A 15,675-nucleotide genomic window follows, 5' to 3' on the forward strand; every position below is an offset into this window, starting at 1 on the left:
ATGAGGCGGGCGGGGTTGCGGATGAGGCAGAGAGAGACATAATCCTGTCTCATCCCAGGATGCCCGGCCTTCGCAGTCGTGTGTGCTTCGACTGTCGCCGCTATGCGCCTGGGCGCACTCCGCCTGGAGCGGTACGTCGGAGGCATGGCGAAGCGACGTCCGTATCCGAGTGATCTGTCCGATGCGCGCTGGGAGTTGATCGAGCCGGTCCTTGCGGCCTGGCGTTTCGAGCGCCGCGGCCGAGCCCTGGACTTCGGCCGGCCGCCCGAACACGACCTGCGCGACATCATGGACGCGATCTTGTACGTGGATCGCACCGGGGTGCAGTGGCGCTACCTGCCGCATGATTTCCCGCACTGGAACACCGTCTACGGCTACTTCGCCAAGTGGGCGGACGAGGGTGTGTTCGCCCAGCTCAATGGCCTGCTCCGGCAGCTGCTGCGAGAGAAGGAAGGGCGGGCGGGCGAGCCTTCAGCGTGCGTGATCGACGCCCAGAGCGTGAAGACCTCGACCAGCGTGCCGGCCTCCGGTCAGGGCATCGACGCGGGCAAGAAGATCGTTGGCAGGAAGCGGAACATCGTCACCGACACGCTCGGCCTTCTCCTCGCCGTGCTGGTCACCGCGGCGAGCGTGCAGGACTCCATCGCCGGCGCCCGGCTCCTGGACCAGGTCGCCGCCGACCACCCCGGGATCCGCAAGGTCTGGGTCGACGGCGGCTACCGTCAGCACCTCGTCGAGCACGCAGCCACCCTCGGCATCGACATGGAAATCACCGCCCGCAAGCCTGGGACCAGGGGTTTCACCCCGATCCGGAAACGGTGGGCGGTCGAGCGGACCTACGGCTGGCTCATGCTCCACCGCCGCCTCGCGCGCGACTACGAAACCCTTCCCAGCCGATCCGAAGCCGTGATCCATATCGCGATGACAGACCTCATGGCCCGCCGCTTCACCGGCGAGAACACGATCTCCTGGCGCGATCCGAGGAAGGACGCGAAACAACCGATTACGGGATGAAACAACGGGAGAAAACGACCTCTACTGATCTTTTCGTAAGTTCGGTGGGTGTGGTGGCCCTGCGAGTGGGAGGCTTTCGGGGTGGCTTATCAACCCTCATCTTCGGCTGCCGGCTCGTCTCTTCCTCCTTTGTCACGGCCTCAGTTGGCGGAGGCGCGTCGTGTTCGGGCGGTCGAGTTGCTCGAGGAGGGCGCCTCGAATGCGGAGATTGCGCGGGCGGTGGGGGTGTGTGCCGAGAGTGTGCGGCGTTGGCGTCGGGTGTGGGAGCAAGACGGTGCCCCGGGCCTGCGGAGACGGTCAGCCACCGGGCGTCCACCCAAGCTGGACGACGCCCAGGTCGAGCGGGTGCGGGCCGCGCTGGAGCAGGGCGCCCAGGCTCATGGTTTCGAGGCTGATCTGTGGACCCTGGAGCGAGTCGGTACCGTCGTGGAGAAGACAACGGGGGTGGCGTTGTCGAGGGCATCGGTATGGCGGCTGCTGACCGGCCGGCTCGGGTGGAGCCTGCAACGGCCCGAGCGGCGGGCGGTCGAACGGGACGAGTCCGAGATCGCCCGCTGGATCGCGCACGAGTGGCCGCGCATCAAAAAGGGGCCGTGAACACACGTGCCTGGATCGTGTTCCTCGACGAATCAGGTGTCTCCCTGCTGCCTCAGATCCGCCGCACCTACGCACCCCGAGGGCGGACTCCGCTGCTGCGGCACCGCCTGAACTGGAAGCGGGCGTCGATGGCCGGGGCCCTGGGCTACCACTCCACCGACCCCGAACGCGGGGCCCGCCTGTGCTTCCATCTCAAGCCCGGCAGCTACGACACCGCCGCCCTCATCGAAGTCCTCGAGCAGGTGAAGGTGTTCTACCGCGGCGAGAACGTGGTGTTGGTCTGGGACGGCCTGCCCGCCCACTGGAGCCGGACGATGCGGGCCTGGGTCGCCGAGCAGGACTGGCTGACTCTGGAGCGATTACCCGCCTACGCTCCCGAGCTGAACCCGGTGGAACTGCTGTGGTCCTCGCTCAAGAAGCGTGAACTCGCCAACCTCGCCGGCGACCACCTCGCCGATGTCGCCGACGCCACCGAACAAGGCATCCACCGCATCAACACCAACCCCCAACTTCCATGGTCATTCCTCGCCCACACCGGCCTGGCCATCCACCCACCACACCCACCGAACTTACGAAAAGATCAGTAAGTAGGTTCGATGCATATGTAGATCTCCCTGAACAGCGGTGGCACCCCGTCCTCGGGCGCGAGGATGCCGGTTGCGTGACGGCGCGGACGTCGTCAGACCCGCCGGCGAGCTGGGACAGATCCGGTTTCGAGGGCAGCAGGGCAAACCCGGCCAGCCGGTGAGGCTCGTGCCGCGGGCCGGGTTGCCCCTCTCCCCGCCGGTCGTCCCGGCTCGCGTTTTAGCCGGGTGCCGGCGGGGTCAGTGGCTGGCGGCCTGCTGGAGGAGGTCGAGATCCTGTTCAGCTTGTGACGTGCGGACGGGGAGGACGTCCGGACGGCAGGCTGCTGCGGCGAGGAGGTCCTTGACGCGCTGGGCGAAGTCGTCTCCGGGCAGGGGCAGTTCCATGTCGGGTTCGCGGAGGTATCCGACGGTGACGGCGGTGGGGATGTAGGCCATGAGGCGGGTCACGGCGGTGGTGCGGTCGCGGACAGTCTGTTTGGCGAGGTGACGCAGGATGCGCAGGATGGTGGTGGTGGAGGTGCTGGTGACGGGGTTCAGGGCAGGTGCCCACTCCTGCACGGCGCCGGGCCTGGGCGTGGATGCGGGAGGCGGGGGCGGTGGCTTGACGTCGTCTGTCTGCTGGTGCCACCAGTGTGCGGGGGCGTCCTCGCCGACGGCGAGGTGGTGGAGGTAGAGGCAGTAGGCGGCGGCTGGCTGTCCGGCGCCGGCGGCGTACTGCCACCAGAAGCGGGCGCCGTCGTCGGTGTCGGTCATCTGCAGCACGCAGGCCAGGATGAGTGCGCTGCGGGGTTCGGGGATCTGCTCGGTGACGAAGTCGGCGATCTCGTGGGCTGGGGTGTGGGAGACGAGGGTCTCGCACAGGGCCCGCAGGTCCTCGGCTGCTTCTTGGGCATCGCGCCGCCGACCGGATGCTGCCGGCCGGGGGTGGGCGTCCGACGGCTGCACGGCGTGGGCGGTGGCGTAGGAGACGGTGTCGACGATGTCGCGGGGGGCGGTGCGTTCCGTGGCCAGGCGCGCCCGGGCGAGGATGCCGTCGATGCGGGTCATGGCTGATCTCCTTCTTCGAAAGGGGGCGGCGGGGACAGGATGTCCTCGAGGAAGCGGATCGCGTGGCGCTCGTCGGAGCGGACCGTCGGCAGCGGCAGGCCCAGGATGTGGGAGACCTTCTTGTCGGTCATGCCGCACAGGACGCGCAAGACCATGACGTCGAGCTGGTTGTCGGGCAGCCGGCTCATCGCCTTGAACAGGGCGAGGGTCTCGGCGACCTGCTCGGCGGCCTGGTCGGCATCGGTGATGGTCTGCAGGGCGACCGTGTCGAAGGCGGCTTCGCTGAACTCGGGACGCCCGTCAAGGTGAGGGGTGCGGGCCATGACGGCAGTGCGCAGCACGGTGAAGGCGTAACGGCGGGTGTCGTGGCTGGCGAGGGCCTGGTCCCAGGAGAGCCAGAGCTGGTCGTAGGTCTCGTGGAGGGCCGCATCGCAGGCGCCGGCGATGAGGAAGACACCGGCGTAGAGGCGGTATCCGCTCTCGGTGATCTCGCGGAACGCTGAGAGGTCTATGGGCGGGGTGGCGCGGGTGGCCGTCATCGTCACGCGGGCGGAGGACTTCTCCACCCAGGAGCGGGACTTGTTCTCCGTCTCCAGTGCGGCATGCCGCCACAGCCGGTACAGCGGCCAGACGGAGACGCCCAACTCCATGGCGACGTCGTGGAGGAGTTCCCAGCGGGGGTAGAGCTTGCCGCTGAGCAACTCGGAGATCTTCGGTTTGGAGATGTAGAGCGTCTCGCCGAGACGGCTCATCGTCAGGCCCGAGGACAGCGCGGCGGCCAGGTAGGCCTCGCGGACCGGGCCCAGCCAGGCCCGGTGCGCGCTGGAGACGTGTGCCGCGATCGGGCCGAGGGGCCGCCCCGGGCGTCCGGGACGCCGTGCGGAGACGACTCCCTGCACGCCGCCCGGGAGCGGGCCCGGCCGGTCCATTGCTCCCGGCCTGACAGGCTCCTTGGGGTGATCCCTGACCTGCGTGGTCGATGTGCCCGGCCCGTCAGCCGGACCTGACTCGCTGGAAGGAGACGGCTCATCAGGTGCCGCAGGTGGATCATCGAACTGGTTCATGGCGCCTCCTCCCCGCTGTCCGGCACCGCCATCACCGGGCCGCCGGCTCCGGGGCCGGGCTGCGAGCGGAGAGCCCGCACGATCTGCTGGACCGTCAGGCCCAGCACCGGGGCGAGGACGGCGATCGCCGCCACCTGCCCGAGCGCGACCATCACCACGCTCCAGGCGAACACGATCGCCGTGGCGAACGCGACGAGGAGCTTTATGCCTTTGCGTTCCATCGAACTCCCTTGGTGCTCGGTCTTCCTGGCCCGCCGGTCTCCGGGAACCCGCGGGACCCCACGACGGGCAGGTGCCACGCCGCCGTCGCCGGGGAGGGCAACCAGCATGGCGGGCACGGGAGTTGTAACGCCAAGTGATCAAGAATTCACGGAACAATGCCGTTCATCAAGCAACCCGCCCCGAAAGGGGGCGAGCGGCCCACCGGAGGAAAACGCGCAGGCCCGTTCGCTGTGGGGTGGAAGTTCCCGGTTTTCCTTGCAATCGGGCGTGCAACCGAGGTCAATGGACACCGGGCACCCTTTGGTGTCGGTCTTCCATCCGGAAGGGCCCGCCCCCGTGCCAGAACAACCGGGGGGCGAGCACACCGTTCCCGCCCGGCCCGCACCAATCAGGCCGGGCGGGAACGCACCGTCCACTCGGGACCGTTCGAAGGTAGCCGACCCCGCCGACAACCGCCCCCCTCGCTACCGGCCGCGCTCCCGTGCGCCATGCGTACCACCCCCAGCCATGTGCTGTTCGAGTAGCGCACGGGCACAGGGTGTGATCTCGGTCGAGTCGATGCGCATCGGGCACGCCTCGAGGGGTGGTGCACTCAGTGGCTGGCTCCCCGACGGCTGCTACAGCTCGAACTCGAGGTGCTCGATGTAGCTAGCCGACCTTGCACTCTGGGACGCCGACGCTCTGCGGGAACTACCAAAAGATCCGAGATCTGCGCCGCCGCCCCTCTGAAGGCGTCGGCAGTGGCGCGCATCCGCCTCGGCCAGGGCGCGGCAGTGTCGCTCCTCGGCGGGTTGGCGTTCGTACTCGTAACGATGCCCTGCGCCGGACCGGTGCAGGGCATCAGGGCCCGTGCGTTACTTCCAAGCGCCCTCGGAGGGATCCCAGTTTCCTCGCACGCTGCCGTCTAGGAGCGGGTTGAGGAAGACCTCGGCGGCTTCGGCTGCTTGGGAGAAGGTGCGGCATCCTTGGAGGCCGACGACCAGTGCAGCAGCAGCCGGGTAGCGGTCGTGCCAGGCGGTTCCGGGAACCTGGAAGTTCTTGGGCAGTTTGAGGTCGATGCCTCGTTGGCGCCTGAGTTCGGCCTCCTGATGCAATGCCTGGTAGGCGATCGAACCGTCGACCTTCTCTTGCTGGCTGATCAGCAGCAGGTCGGCCAAGTCGCGATATCGGCTCGAGCCTTCGTCGCCGTGTCGTTCGTACAAGGCGCAGATCTTGTCGGCGATGTGGTCGATGAGGGGATAGAGACGCACGGTGGGCCAGTCGACGGGCCAGGGCAGGTCTACGGCAGAGGCAAGAGGAACAATTTCCGGGGTGCCGGCGAGGGCGCGGCGGACCGTGATGTCTACTTTGACGCGGTCGACGCGGGTTGGTCCGAGGAAGACCTCGAAGTGCTGGGAGCCGCCGCGGGTGGGGTCGGAGGCCGACGTGTACTTGCCGGGGGCAAAGCGGAGAAAGTCGCCCAGGTCATGGGCGGCGGCTTCCAGGACGCGCTTGAGCGCTTCGTCCGGGGGCAGGCCGGGTTCGGCGGCCTGCAGATCGATGTCGCCGCTTAGGCGGGCTGCACCTTTATAGCGGACGAGGAGGGCTTGGCCGCCCTTGATGAGCCAGCCGTCGGGGTCCAGGGTGAAGACCCGGGCGGCAAGACGGTTGAAGTAGAAGATGCGCATGAGCTCTGCGACGTTCATGCCAGTCTGTTTGGACATCTTCTTCGCGGACTGATTCAGAGCTGTTCTGAAGGCTGATGGAGTCTGGTACGTCTTGCCCACGGATCGCCCCCCTGGCGTGCCGGCCTGGATCCGCAGACTCTACGCCGTAGTGATCGGCATTCAACCTGGCTGGTTGTCAGGTGGCTCCGGTTGTTCCTGGCTGCCGTCGCCGGAGATCATCCCGTCTTTGGCGTGCGGAGGGCGAGAGGGCGGAGTTGGGTGTTTGGCAGCCGGGACAGGAGCGGTCTCTTGCCCCGGAGCCTTCGGCACACCGGGCGGTGGCGCAGCCGCGCCCCAGGCGGCCTGCCTGATGCCCAAGTCCGGTTGCATCCGCAGCGATTCCACGAGCGGCAGCATGATCTTTTGGAGCGCCTCAGGATTGGGTGACGTCTTCTTGACCGACTCCGTAAGCGGCAGCATGACCCTCTGCAGCACCTCGGGATCAGGCTGCGACCTCCTCACCGACTCCAAGAGCGGCAGCATGATCCTCTGCAGGATCTCAGGATCAGGTTGTGACACCTTCCTGAGGGACTCCGCGAACGGCTGCAACATTCTCTGCATCACTTCTGTCCAAGCTGGTTCCGGCTGCATCACCTTCCGGATCGACTCCATCAGCACAGGGTCGAGCACGGACGCGGTGGGCGTTTTCTGGCGCGCTGCTGCCCGGGCCGCCCAGACGAGGTCGGCGAGTTCGGGGCGCTCGGCCAGGAGATGAACGGCTTGGTCGAACCCTTCCTGGCTGGCCCGGTCAAATTCCTGGCGGCGCAGCCTTTCCCCGGCCTGTGCGACGAGGTGGTTGATCAGGTCGTGTCCGGTGGCGCTGACTTTCAGACCGTACTTGCGGACGAATGGCTGGGCGCGTTCTGCCAGGTCGTCGATGGTAATCAGATCGCGGCGTTCGGCGTCGGCGATGACTCCGCCGACGTGTCCGCCGTCAGCTCCCCCGTGGAGCAGATCGGTGATGGTACGCACGGCCGTGGTGACGGGCAGGCCGTCGACTGTGGTGATCTCCGTTGGTGCAATCTGCGCGGTCCGCAGGCGCACGAATGAGTCGGTGGTGGTGCGCCGGCGAGGCACGCTGATCTCTACTTCCGGAGCTGGGATGTCTCCGAGGTTCAGCAACTGGCAGGCGGAAGCATGAGAGACGATGCCGAAGTCCGGATCACCGACGGTCCGGTCCCATACGAACCGTTTGGGCTGCAGTCGCAGCCAGGCGACCTTCACCTCCAGGTGAGGTGTAACGCCTGCCGCGGCCAGCTGGTACACACCGCGGCCCACCTTCGCTAGGAGGCCGGCTTCTGTCAGCCGCATGAGCTGCACACGGTTGACGCCCAGCTCCTCGGCCTGGACAGACGTCACAAGGCCCCATTGATCTGCAGCTGCTCCGGACAGGGCAGCTACCTGCTCGGTACGATCCATACAAAGATAGTTACACAACATCGCAGAGTTAGTTACTCCCTAGATGTAACAAACTCTGCACCACTCTCCTGAGAGATGTAACTTTCTCTGTCATTCGCAGGAAGCTGAGGCGACCGACCCCGTTAGGACCACCGACTCAGAAAACACCTCCTGCGGACGCCTGAGGGTCCAGCAGGCCGGGATGCAAGCACCTCGCCGGGGCGCAGGGGCCGGTCCGGCGTGCGGGGGTCTAGAAGACCTCCCTGCCGAGGTCCCGTCTCATCGCCTTGCGCAGCTCCGTCAGCAGCGACTCCCACCTGTCGCGGGCCTGCACGTAGTCGGGGCTGGTGTGGTGGGCTCCGTCCTCGACACGGTCCCTGAGGTCGCGCAGGGCGCGGAACGCGGCGGTGGAGGCCTCGACGACCGTCTGGGGGGCCACCACGGCGATCTGGTAGCGCAGTTCGTAGGCGTTGCCCTCGTGGAAGGCCTCGGCGGCCCTGCGGGCGCGTTCCGCGGCCGGCAGGCCGGCCGGTCTGGCCGCCATGCGGAGCTGGTCCCTGGTCCTGGCCAGGGCGGCGAGGTAGTCGCCGTACAACTGCCGGCGTGCGGCCTGGTCGTTGTCCTGGCGGCCGCGCCTGGTGCGCACCTGGTCCGTCGCCAGGGTGGAGGCGATGCCGATGACGGCGCCCAGTGTCGTGCTGACCAGCGGTGCCCAGTCCATGCGGGGATCCTACGAGGGGTGTCGGCGGGCCGGGTCCGGTTCAGTAGAGCACCGGCAGGTCCCCGGGGCGGACGCGCACGGTGACCGGGAGGGTGGCCTCCACCTCGCCGTCGGCGCCGTAGGGGACGGGCCGGCCGGCCTCGATGCGCAGTTCGCGGCCGCGCAGGACGCGCACTTCGGGGCGGTGGACGTGGGCGCCGGTCCTCAGTTCGTTCATCAGCGTGAAGAAGAGCCTGCGCGGGGCCTCGCGGATGAGGACCACGTCGAGCAGGCCGTCGTCGATGCGTGCGCCGGGCGCGATGAGCCGGCCGGAGCCGTAGTAGGGGGAGTTGGCGGCGACGACGGTGTAGCCGCGGTGGAGGTGTTCCTCGCCGTCGAGGGTGACCCGGTAGTCGGCGGGCCGCCAGGTGGTGACGGCGCGCAGGCCGCCGGCGTAGTAGGAGGCGGCGCCGCGCAGCAGGCGGGCGTTGTTGGCGTGCTGGTTGGCCTGGGCGTCGACGCCGGCGTACACGCTGCCCAGGACCACCGTGCGCGGGTGGACGGCCGATTCGACCTCGAGGGTGTCGACGGGCCGGGGCTCGGCGTGCAGCAGGATCTGCGCGAGGGCTTCCGGTTCGGCGGGCAGGTCGAGTGCGCGGGCGAAGTCGTTGCCGCGTCCGGCGGGCACGAGGCCCAGCACGGTGCCGGTGCCGCTGAGTGCGCCGCCGATGCCGCCCGCGATGCCGTCGCCGCCCACGGCCAGGACGATCCGGCCGCGTTCGCCGGCCGCGCGGGCGAGGTCCTGGGCGTGGGTGAGGCTGCGGCTGTACTCGGTGGCCAGCTCGGCGCCGGCCGCGCGCAGCAGCCGGGCCAGCCGCAGCAGGGTCGCCGCCCCGGTGGAGCCGCCCGCGGTGGGGTTGACGACGGCGGTGAACTGGCGCATCGGTGTGCCTCCGGGGCAGGCGGTCGGGGTGGGGCGGGTCAGTCGGTGGGCAGCAGGACGCCGGGGTTGAGCAGCCACTCGGGGTCCAGGCGGCGCTTGACGGCGCGCAGGGCCGAGACGCCGAGGGGGCCGGCCTCGCGGACGTACCAGTCGCGGTGGTCGGTGCCGACGCCGTGGTGGTGGGAGATGGTGCCGCCGGCCGCGAGCACGGCCTCGTTGGCGGCGTGCTTGGCGGGCGTCCAGTGGGCCACCGGGTCCTCGCCCTGGGCGCTGACGACGGTGAAGTACAGGGAGGCGCCGTTCTCGTACACGTGGGAGATGTGGCACATCACCAGGGGCGGGGTGCCGGCCCGGGTGAGGGTGTCGGTCAGGGCGGTGCGCACGGCGCTGTACAGCTCGGGGATGCGGGACCAGAAGGCCGCGGTCTCCAGCGTCTCGGCGAAGGCGCCGGCGTCGAGCAGCGCGTCGCGCAGGTACGGCGCGGAGTAGCGGCCGTGCGCCCAGCGTTCGCCCGGTGCGGTGCCGGCCGGGGTGCCGCCGCAGTCCGCCAGGACGGCGGCCGCCCGCTCGCGGCGGTGGGCGGTGTCCTCGGCGGTCCCCTCGTACCCGGCGATCGCCAGGCAGCCCGCGCCGCCGCCGGCCGGATCGGTGCCGGCCGGGTCGGCGCCGATGGCGTCGGGCTGGGCGAGGCCGACGAGGGTCTCGGTCTCGTCGGACAGGCGCAGCACGGTCGGGCGGGGCCCGTCCTGGGCGAGCCGGCGCAGTGCGGCGGCGCCCTCCTCGAAGGAGGCGAACCGCCAGCCCTCGTAGGTGCGGACCTCGGGCAGCGGGCGGATCCGTACGGTGACGGAGGTGATGACGCCGAAGGCGCCCTCGGAGCCGAGGATCAGCTGGCGCAGGTCGGGGCCTGCGGCGGAGCGCGGGGCGCGGCCGGTGTCGATGGTGCCCTCGGGGGTGGCGAGGGTCAGGGCGAGGACCATCTCGTCGAAGCGGCCGTACCCGGCGGACGCCTGCCCGCTGGAGCGGGCGGCCGCGAAGCCGCCGATGGTGGCCCATTCGAAGGACTGCGGGAAGTGGCCGAGGGTGAAGCCCCGGGCGGCGAGCAGGGCTTCGGCCTCGGGGGCGCGCAGGCCGGGCTGCAGGACGGCGGTGCGCGAGAGCGGGTCGAGGTCGAGCAGGGCGTTCATCCGGCGCAGGTCCAGGGCGACGAACGCGCTGCGCTGCGGGGCGAGTCCGCCCACCACCGAGGTGCCGCCGCCGAAGGGCACGACGGCCAGGCCGTGTGCGGCGCAGGCGCGCAGGACGGCGAGGACCTCGTCGTGGCCGGCGGGCAGGACGACCGCCTGGGGTACGTCGGTGACGTCGCCGGCGCGCAGGCGCAGCAGGTCGGGGGTGGACTTGCCGCGGGTGTGCCGCACGCGGCTCTCCGCGTCGGTGCGCACGTGTTCCTCGCCGACGGCGTCGGCGAGGGCGCGCAGGGCGGCGGGGGCCGTGGTGGGGGCGGGCGGGCGGACGTCGTCCAGGCGGAGGGCGGGGGTGCTGCGCGGCTGGACTCCGAGCAGGTCGCGCAGCAGGGCGGTCACCGTCTCGGGCAGCGGTGCCGCCTTGGCCGGGTCGCCCCAGCCGTTCCACAGCATGTCCATCGAACGGTCGTCCTCACGGGTCGGCGGGTGGGCGGGGGTGCCCTGGTCGGTGGGTCGGCGGGTCGGCCGGCCCGGGGTGCCCGGTGTGCGCGGCCCGGGCCGCCGGCGGGGGCGTTCCGCTTCCGCCCGGCCCCCAGGGCGTTACACTGTGACACATGACGCCTATTCGTCACAACGGTTCGGGCGGCGGATCCGACAACGACGCCGTCCTCGACGCGGTCCGCGACTGTGTGCTGGCCGTCGGGGTGCGGCGCACCACGCTCGCCGACGTGGCCCGCCGCGCCGGGGTCTCCCGGATGACGCTGTACCGGCGCTGGCCGGACCTGCGGACCCTGGTGGGCGACCTGATGACGCGGGAGTGGATCGCCGTGGCCACCGCGGCCATGCCGGACGCCGCGCCCGGCACCGGCACGCGCGCCCGGATCGTGGACGGACTGGTCGCCGGGGTCGGGGCCTTCCGGGCCCACCCCCTCTTCCGCAAGATCGTCGACGTCGACCCCGAACTGCTCCTGCCCTACGTCCTGGACCGGCGCGGCGCGAGCCAGGAGGCGCTGCTGGGCCTGCTGGGCGAGGCGCTGCGCGAGGGCCACGCGGACGGCTCGGTACGGCCCGGCCACACCGAACGGCAGGCGCGCACCCTGCTGTTGACCGTGCAGTCCTTCACCCTGTCCCTGCGCACGATGACCGACGAGGACGACGCGGAGCTGGACTCCGCCGCGTTCCTCGGCGAGCTGCGCACCCTGCTGGAGAGGACCCTGACGCCATGAGCCACACCGAGGCCGCGCCCGGCTCGTCGCTGAGCGCGCACCGGCGCCGCCGGGAACTGGCCGAGGCCGCGGACGGGCGGACGGTGGACGTCCTGGTCGTCGGGCTCGGCGCCACCGGGGCCGGCGTCGCGCTGGACGCGGCGGCCCGCGGCCTGGACGTCGTCGCGGTGGACGCCCACGACCTGGCCTTCGGCACCTCCCGCTGGAGCTCCAAGCTCATCCACGGCGGGCTGCGCTACCTCGCCTCCGCGCAGTTCGACGTCGCCCACGAGAGCGCGGTCGAACGCGGGGTGCTGATGACCCGGACCGCCCCCCACCTGGTGGCCGCCCAGCCGTTCGTGCTGCCGCTGACGCCGCTGGTGTCCCGGGGCCAGGCCTCGCTGGCCTGGGCCGGGCTGCGCGCCGGGGACGTGCTGCGGCTGGCCGCCAGGACCCCGCGCCCGGTGCTGCCCGCGCCGCGCCGGCTGTCCGCGGCCGAGGCCCGGCACCTGGCGCCCGCGGTCCGCGCGGCCGGCCTGCGCGGCGCACTGCTGTCCTGGGACGGCAAGGTCACCGACGACGCGGCGCTGGTGACGGCCCTGGCCAGGACCGCCGCCGCGCACGGCGCCCGGGTGCTGACCCGGGTGCGCGCGCTCCAGGTGAGCGGCACCGGCGCCCGCGTCCGCGACGAACTCACCGGCGAGGAGGGCGACATCAGGGCCCGCGCCGTCATCAACGCCACCGGCGTGTGGGCGGGCACCCTCGCCGACGGCATCCGCATCCGGCCCTCCCGCGGCACCCACCTGGTGCTGCGCTCGGAGCGGCTCGGCGCCCTGCCGGCCGGCCTGCACATCCCCGTCCCCGGCGAGACCAACCGCTTCGTGCTGGTCCTGCCGCAGGGCGACGGCCGGGTCTACGTCGGCCTCACCGACGAGCCGGTCCAGGGCCCGGTGCCCGACGTGCCCGAGAGCGACGTCGGCTTCCTGCTGGACGTGCTGGGCTCGGCCCTGGACGTGCCGGTCGGCCGCGACGAGGTGGCCGGCGCCTTCGCCGGCCTGCGCCCGCTGCTCGACACCGGCCCGGGCGGCTCCCCGGACCGCACCTCCGACATCTCCCGCCGGCACGCCGTGATCACCTCGCCCGACGGGGTCACCACCGTGGTCGGCGGCAAGCTCACCACCTACCGGCGCATGGCACAGGACGCCGTGGACGCCGCCGTCACCGCCCGCGGCCTGCGCGCCGCCCCCTCCCCCACCGCCGGGCTGGCGCTGACCGGCGCCGCCGCCCCCGGACGGCTGCGCGCCCTGCCCGCCCCCCGCCGCCTGGTGCGCCGCTACGGCACCGAGGCCGTCGCGGTCCACGCCCTCGCCGCCCAGGACCCCGCCCTGGCCGAGCCGGTGCTGCCCGGCCACCCCGTCACCCGCGCCGAACTCCTGTGGGCCGTCCGGCACGAGGGCGCCCTGGACGAGTCCGACCTGCTGGACCGCCGCACCCGCATCGGCGTCATCGGGCCCGACCGCGAGGAGGCGCTCCCCGCGGCCCGCGAGATCCTCGACCGGGCGGCAGCGGCACGGCCCTGACCCGGCCGCCCCGCCCCGCCCTCCCAAACGTCTTACGCTATGCGCCCCGTGCCTTGGGCCGCGTGCCGCGTGTCAGCCGAAGTAGCCGTCGAAGGTCTTGCTGAACTCCCCGTTCGCGAACCGGTCCCAGTTGATCGACCACGTCATCAGGCCCCGCAGCGCCGGCCAGGTCCCGTGGGTGGCGTACGAGCCGCAGTTGGCCTTCTTCGTCAGGCAGTCCAGGGTCTTGGTGACCTCGGACGGGGAGACGTAGCCGTTGCCCGCGTTCGTGGAGGCCGGCATGCCGATCGCGACCTGGTCGGGGCGCAGCGGCGGAAAGACGTTGTTCGCGTCGCCGGCCACCGGGAAGCCGGTGAGCAGCATGTCGGTCATGGCGATGTGGAAGTCGGCGCCGCCCATGGAGTGGTACTGGTTGTCCAGGCCCATGATCGGGCCCGAGTTGTAGTCCTGGACGTGCAGCAGGGTCAGGTCGTCGCGCAGGGCGTGGATGACCGGGAGGTAGGCGCCGCAACGCGGGTCCTGGCCGCCCCACTTGCCGGTGCCGTAGAACTGGTAGCCGTTCTGCACGAAGAACGTCTCCGGGGCCATCGTGAGGACGAACTTCGTCCCGTACTTGGCCTTCAGGGTCTTCAGGGCCGAGATCAGGTTCACGACCACGGGCGTGGTGGGGTTCTTGAAGTCGGTGTCGTTGGCGTTCAGCGACAGGGAGTGGCCCTCGAAGTCGATGTCCAGGCCGTCCAGGCCCCAGGTGTCGATGATCTTCGAGACGGAGGTGACGAAGGCGTCCCGGGCGGCCGTCGTGGTCAGCTGGACCTGGCCGTTCTGGCCGCCGATCGAGATCAGCACCTTCTTCCCGGCGGCCTGCTTGGCCTTGATCGCGGCCTTGAAGTCGGCGTCGCTCTCCACGCCCGGGCACTCGGTGACCGGGCAGCGGTTGAAGCGGATGTCCCCGGAGGTGACCGAGGTGGGCTCGCCGAAGGCCAGGTCGATGACGTCCCAGCTGTCGGGGACGTCGGCGAGGCGGGTGTAGCCGGCGCCGTTGGCGAAGCTGGCGTGCAGGTAGCCGACGAGGGCGTGGGCGGGCAGGTCGGACGGGCCGCCGCCGGTGCCGGTGCCGGCGCTGGTGGTGGCGGTGACGGCCGCGGACTTCGCGGACTCGCCGGCGGCGTTGACCGCGGTCACCTGGAAGCTGTACGCGGTGGAGGCCGCGAGGCCGGAGACGGTCGCCGAGGTGCCGGTCGCCGTCTGGACCCGGCTCCCGTCGCGGTAGAGCGCATAGCTGGTGGCGCCGGTCACCGCCGACCAGGACAGGCCGACGGAGGACGAGGTGACGGAGGTGGCCTTGAGGCCGGCCGGGGCGGCGGGCGGCTGGCCGGTGCCGCTGCCGCCGGGGCCGACGAGGGTGATGTCGTCGGCCTGGTAGGCGCCGGTGCCGTACCAGCCGTGGGTGTAGAGGGTGACCTTGGTGGTGGCGGGGCCGGTGCGGAAGGTGGTGCCCAGTTTCTGCCAGTCGGGGGCGGACTGGGTCCAGGCGGAGACGTCGGTGGTGCCGGTGCCGCTGGCGCCGAGGTAGACGTAGGAGCCGCGGACGTACCCGGACAGGGTGTACTGCGCGTCGGGCTGGACGGTCACCGTCTGGGAGCACTGGGCGTTGTCGCTGCCGGCCGGGGTGGCCTGCAGCGCGGAACGCCCGCTGTGCACCGGTGAGTCGACGGCCGTGCCGGCCGTGCAGGTCCACCCGGTCAGGCCGGACTCGAAGCCGCCGTTGACCGCGACGTCCGCGTCGGCCGCGCCGGCGGGCGAGGAGAGCGCGGTGAGGGCGGGCACGGCCAGCAGGGCGGCCGTGAGCGCGGCGAGGACGGATCTGGGACGTCGGGCGCGGTCCACAAGGGCCTCCGGGATCGGGGGGGTTGGAGGGGCGCAGCGCACACAACTTGGTCCAGACCAATCCTGTTGTCAAGACGTCCGGGGGCTGTCCGGGGCCGTGCTTGTGTCCGGCCGGTCCCGCGGCCCCCTCGTACATCGCCCGCTCCGGCCGTGCCGGGCCGGCCAGCGTGCTCGAGCCGTCCAGCGGCAGCGGGAGACCAGTCACCGCGGGAACTGCAACAGTGCGGAATCAGCCGTAGCGAGCTGTTCAGGGAACGATGCGGCTTGATCGCTGCGAAACTCTGCCTGGCAGGCAGTCGCACCGAACGGGGGCGTGTAGCTGTGGCGAAAGCAAAGACGAAGGCGCAAACGCGCAAGGGTTATTATCGGGCTGGGCACTACGTGAAGCCGTCCTCGCAGTCCAGCCGGTGGAAGAAGCCCTCTTTGGGGGTCGTCCTGGGCGCCGCTGTGCTGCTCATAGCAGCATGGAACACCGTGTTCTCAGACGGCTCCGGCGACTCGGACACGACCCCTCGCCCGCAGCGATCCAGTGTTTCGGCCT

14 protein-coding genes are annotated in these 15,675 nt (G+C 71.0%); 5 read left to right on the top strand and 9 right to left on the bottom strand.

What is annotated here, in order from left to right:
- Nucleotides 1-144: 144 nt before the first annotated feature.
- The 3 genes from E4U91_RS00090 (at nt 145) to E4U91_RS00100 (ending at nt 2,198) form a co-directional block, all read left to right on the top strand.
- Nucleotides 145-1,014: an IS5 family transposase gene (locus tag E4U91_RS00090; RefSeq protein ID WP_137304608.1), complete on the top strand. Its 870-nt coding sequence runs from the start codon at nt 145-147 to the stop codon at nt 1,012-1,014.
- Nucleotides 1,015-1,095: 81 nt separating this feature from the next.
- Nucleotides 1,096-1,611, top strand: a complete 516-nt coding sequence (locus tag E4U91_RS37910) for a winged helix-turn-helix domain-containing protein (RefSeq protein WP_241678440.1) — start codon at nt 1,096-1,098, stop codon at nt 1,609-1,611.
- Nucleotides 1,608-2,198 carry a transposase gene (locus tag E4U91_RS00100; protein ID WP_137304610.1) on the top strand — a complete coding sequence of 197 codons (591 nt, stop codon included), beginning with the start codon at nt 1,608-1,610 and terminating at the stop codon, nt 2,196-2,198. Before E4U91_RS37910 ends, E4U91_RS00100 begins: the two co-directional genes overlap by 4 nt.
- 237 nt (nt 2,199-2,435) lie before the next feature.
- Here E4U91_RS00100 and E4U91_RS00105 read toward each other — a convergent pair whose 3' ends face one another.
- The 8 genes from E4U91_RS00105 to E4U91_RS00140 form a co-directional block, all read right to left on the bottom strand.
- On the bottom strand, nt 2,436-3,245 hold the full coding sequence (locus E4U91_RS00105) for a hypothetical protein (protein WP_137304611.1): 810 nt from the start codon (nt 3,243-3,245) through the stop codon (nt 2,436-2,438).
- On the bottom strand, nt 3,242-4,174 hold the full coding sequence (locus E4U91_RS00110; RefSeq protein WP_137304612.1) for a sigma factor-like helix-turn-helix DNA-binding protein: 933 nt from the start codon (nt 4,172-4,174) through the stop codon (nt 3,242-3,244). The genes E4U91_RS00105 and E4U91_RS00110 overlap by 4 nt, the downstream gene beginning before the upstream one ends.
- Nucleotides 4,175-4,305: 131 nt before the next feature.
- Nucleotides 4,306-4,530, bottom strand: coding sequence for a hypothetical protein (locus E4U91_RS00115; RefSeq protein ID WP_137304613.1), 225 nt, complete (start codon nt 4,528-4,530; stop codon nt 4,306-4,308).
- Nucleotides 4,531-5,385: 855 nt separating this feature from the next.
- A complete protein-coding gene (locus tag E4U91_RS00120; RefSeq protein ID WP_137304614.1) occupies nt 5,386-6,216 on the bottom strand; it encodes a nucleotidyl transferase AbiEii/AbiGii toxin family protein in 831 nt (276 codons plus the stop codon).
- A gap of 141 nt (nt 6,217-6,357) precedes the next feature.
- On the bottom strand, nt 6,358-7,656 hold the full coding sequence (locus tag E4U91_RS00125) for a type IV toxin-antitoxin system AbiEi family antitoxin domain-containing protein (RefSeq protein WP_137304615.1): 1,299 nt from the start codon (nt 7,654-7,656) through the stop codon (nt 6,358-6,360).
- A 229-nt stretch (nt 7,657-7,885) separates the two neighbouring features.
- Nucleotides 7,886-8,356, bottom strand: a complete 471-nt coding sequence (locus E4U91_RS00130) for a hypothetical protein (RefSeq protein WP_137304616.1) — start codon at nt 8,354-8,356, stop codon at nt 7,886-7,888.
- Between the two features lie 40 nt (nt 8,357-8,396).
- Nucleotides 8,397-9,278: a diacylglycerol kinase family protein gene (locus tag E4U91_RS00135; RefSeq protein ID WP_137304617.1), complete on the bottom strand. Its 882-nt coding sequence runs from the start codon at nt 9,276-9,278 to the stop codon at nt 8,397-8,399.
- Between the two features lie 38 nt (nt 9,279-9,316).
- Complete coding sequence (locus tag E4U91_RS00140) at nt 9,317-10,921, bottom strand: FAD-binding oxidoreductase (protein ID WP_168218034.1); 1,605 nt, start codon at nt 10,919-10,921, stop codon at nt 9,317-9,319.
- 155 nt (nt 10,922-11,076) lie between these two features.
- Between E4U91_RS00140 and E4U91_RS00145 the strand changes: the two genes are divergently transcribed.
- The gene (locus tag E4U91_RS00145) at nt 11,077-11,688 is read left to right on the top strand and encodes a TetR/AcrR family transcriptional regulator (protein WP_137304618.1); all 612 of its coding nucleotides are present in this window, start codon (nt 11,077-11,079) and stop codon (nt 11,686-11,688) included.
- Complete coding sequence (locus E4U91_RS00150) at nt 11,685-13,247, top strand: glycerol-3-phosphate dehydrogenase/oxidase (RefSeq protein ID WP_137304619.1); 1,563 nt, start codon at nt 11,685-11,687, stop codon at nt 13,245-13,247. Before E4U91_RS00145 ends, E4U91_RS00150 begins: the two co-directional genes overlap by 4 nt.
- A gap of 72 nt (nt 13,248-13,319) precedes the next feature.
- Here the strand turns inward: E4U91_RS00150 and E4U91_RS00155 are convergent, their stop codons facing one another.
- On the bottom strand, nt 13,320-15,134 hold the full coding sequence (locus E4U91_RS00155; protein WP_137304620.1) for a chitinase: 1,815 nt from the start codon (nt 15,132-15,134) through the stop codon (nt 13,320-13,322).
- Nucleotides 15,135-15,675 lie beyond the last annotated feature (541 nt).

Origin of the sequence: Streptomyces lasalocidi (genome assembly GCF_005280215.1) — a bacterium.
Lineage (GTDB): Bacteria > Actinomycetota > Actinomycetes > Streptomycetales > Streptomycetaceae > Streptomyces > Streptomyces longwoodensis.

Excerpts from the sequence above, each read along its gene's own strand:
- E4U91_RS00090 (WP_137304608.1), top strand. The coding sequence starts at position 145 with ATGGCGAAGCGACGTCCGTATCCGAGTGATCTGTCCGATGCGCGCTGG.
- E4U91_RS00105 (WP_137304611.1), bottom strand. The coding sequence starts at position 3,245 with ATGACCCGCATCGACGGCATCCTCGCCCGGGCGCGCCTGGCCACGGAA.
- E4U91_RS00110 (WP_137304612.1), bottom strand. The coding sequence starts at position 4,174 with ATGGACCGGCCGGGCCCGCTCCCGGGCGGCGTGCAGGGAGTCGTCTCC.
- E4U91_RS00115 (WP_137304613.1), bottom strand. The coding sequence starts at position 4,530 with ATGGAACGCAAAGGCATAAAGCTCCTCGTCGCGTTCGCCACGGCGATC.
- E4U91_RS00120 (WP_137304614.1), bottom strand. The coding sequence starts at position 6,216 with ATGAACGTCGCAGAGCTCATGCGCATCTTCTACTTCAACCGTCTTGCC.
- E4U91_RS00125 (WP_137304615.1), bottom strand. The coding sequence starts at position 7,656 with ATGGATCGTACCGAGCAGGTAGCTGCCCTGTCCGGAGCAGCTGCAGAT.
- E4U91_RS00130 (WP_137304616.1), bottom strand. The coding sequence starts at position 8,356 with ATGGACTGGGCACCGCTGGTCAGCACGACACTGGGCGCCGTCATCGGC.
- E4U91_RS00135 (WP_137304617.1), bottom strand. The coding sequence starts at position 9,278 with ATGCGCCAGTTCACCGCCGTCGTCAACCCCACCGCGGGCGGCTCCACC.
- E4U91_RS00140 (WP_168218034.1), bottom strand. The coding sequence starts at position 10,921 with ATGGACATGCTGTGGAACGGCTGGGGCGACCCGGCCAAGGCGGCACCG.
- E4U91_RS00145 (WP_137304618.1), top strand. The coding sequence starts at position 11,077 with ATGACGCCTATTCGTCACAACGGTTCGGGCGGCGGATCCGACAACGAC.
- E4U91_RS00150 (WP_137304619.1), top strand. The coding sequence starts at position 11,685 with ATGAGCCACACCGAGGCCGCGCCCGGCTCGTCGCTGAGCGCGCACCGG.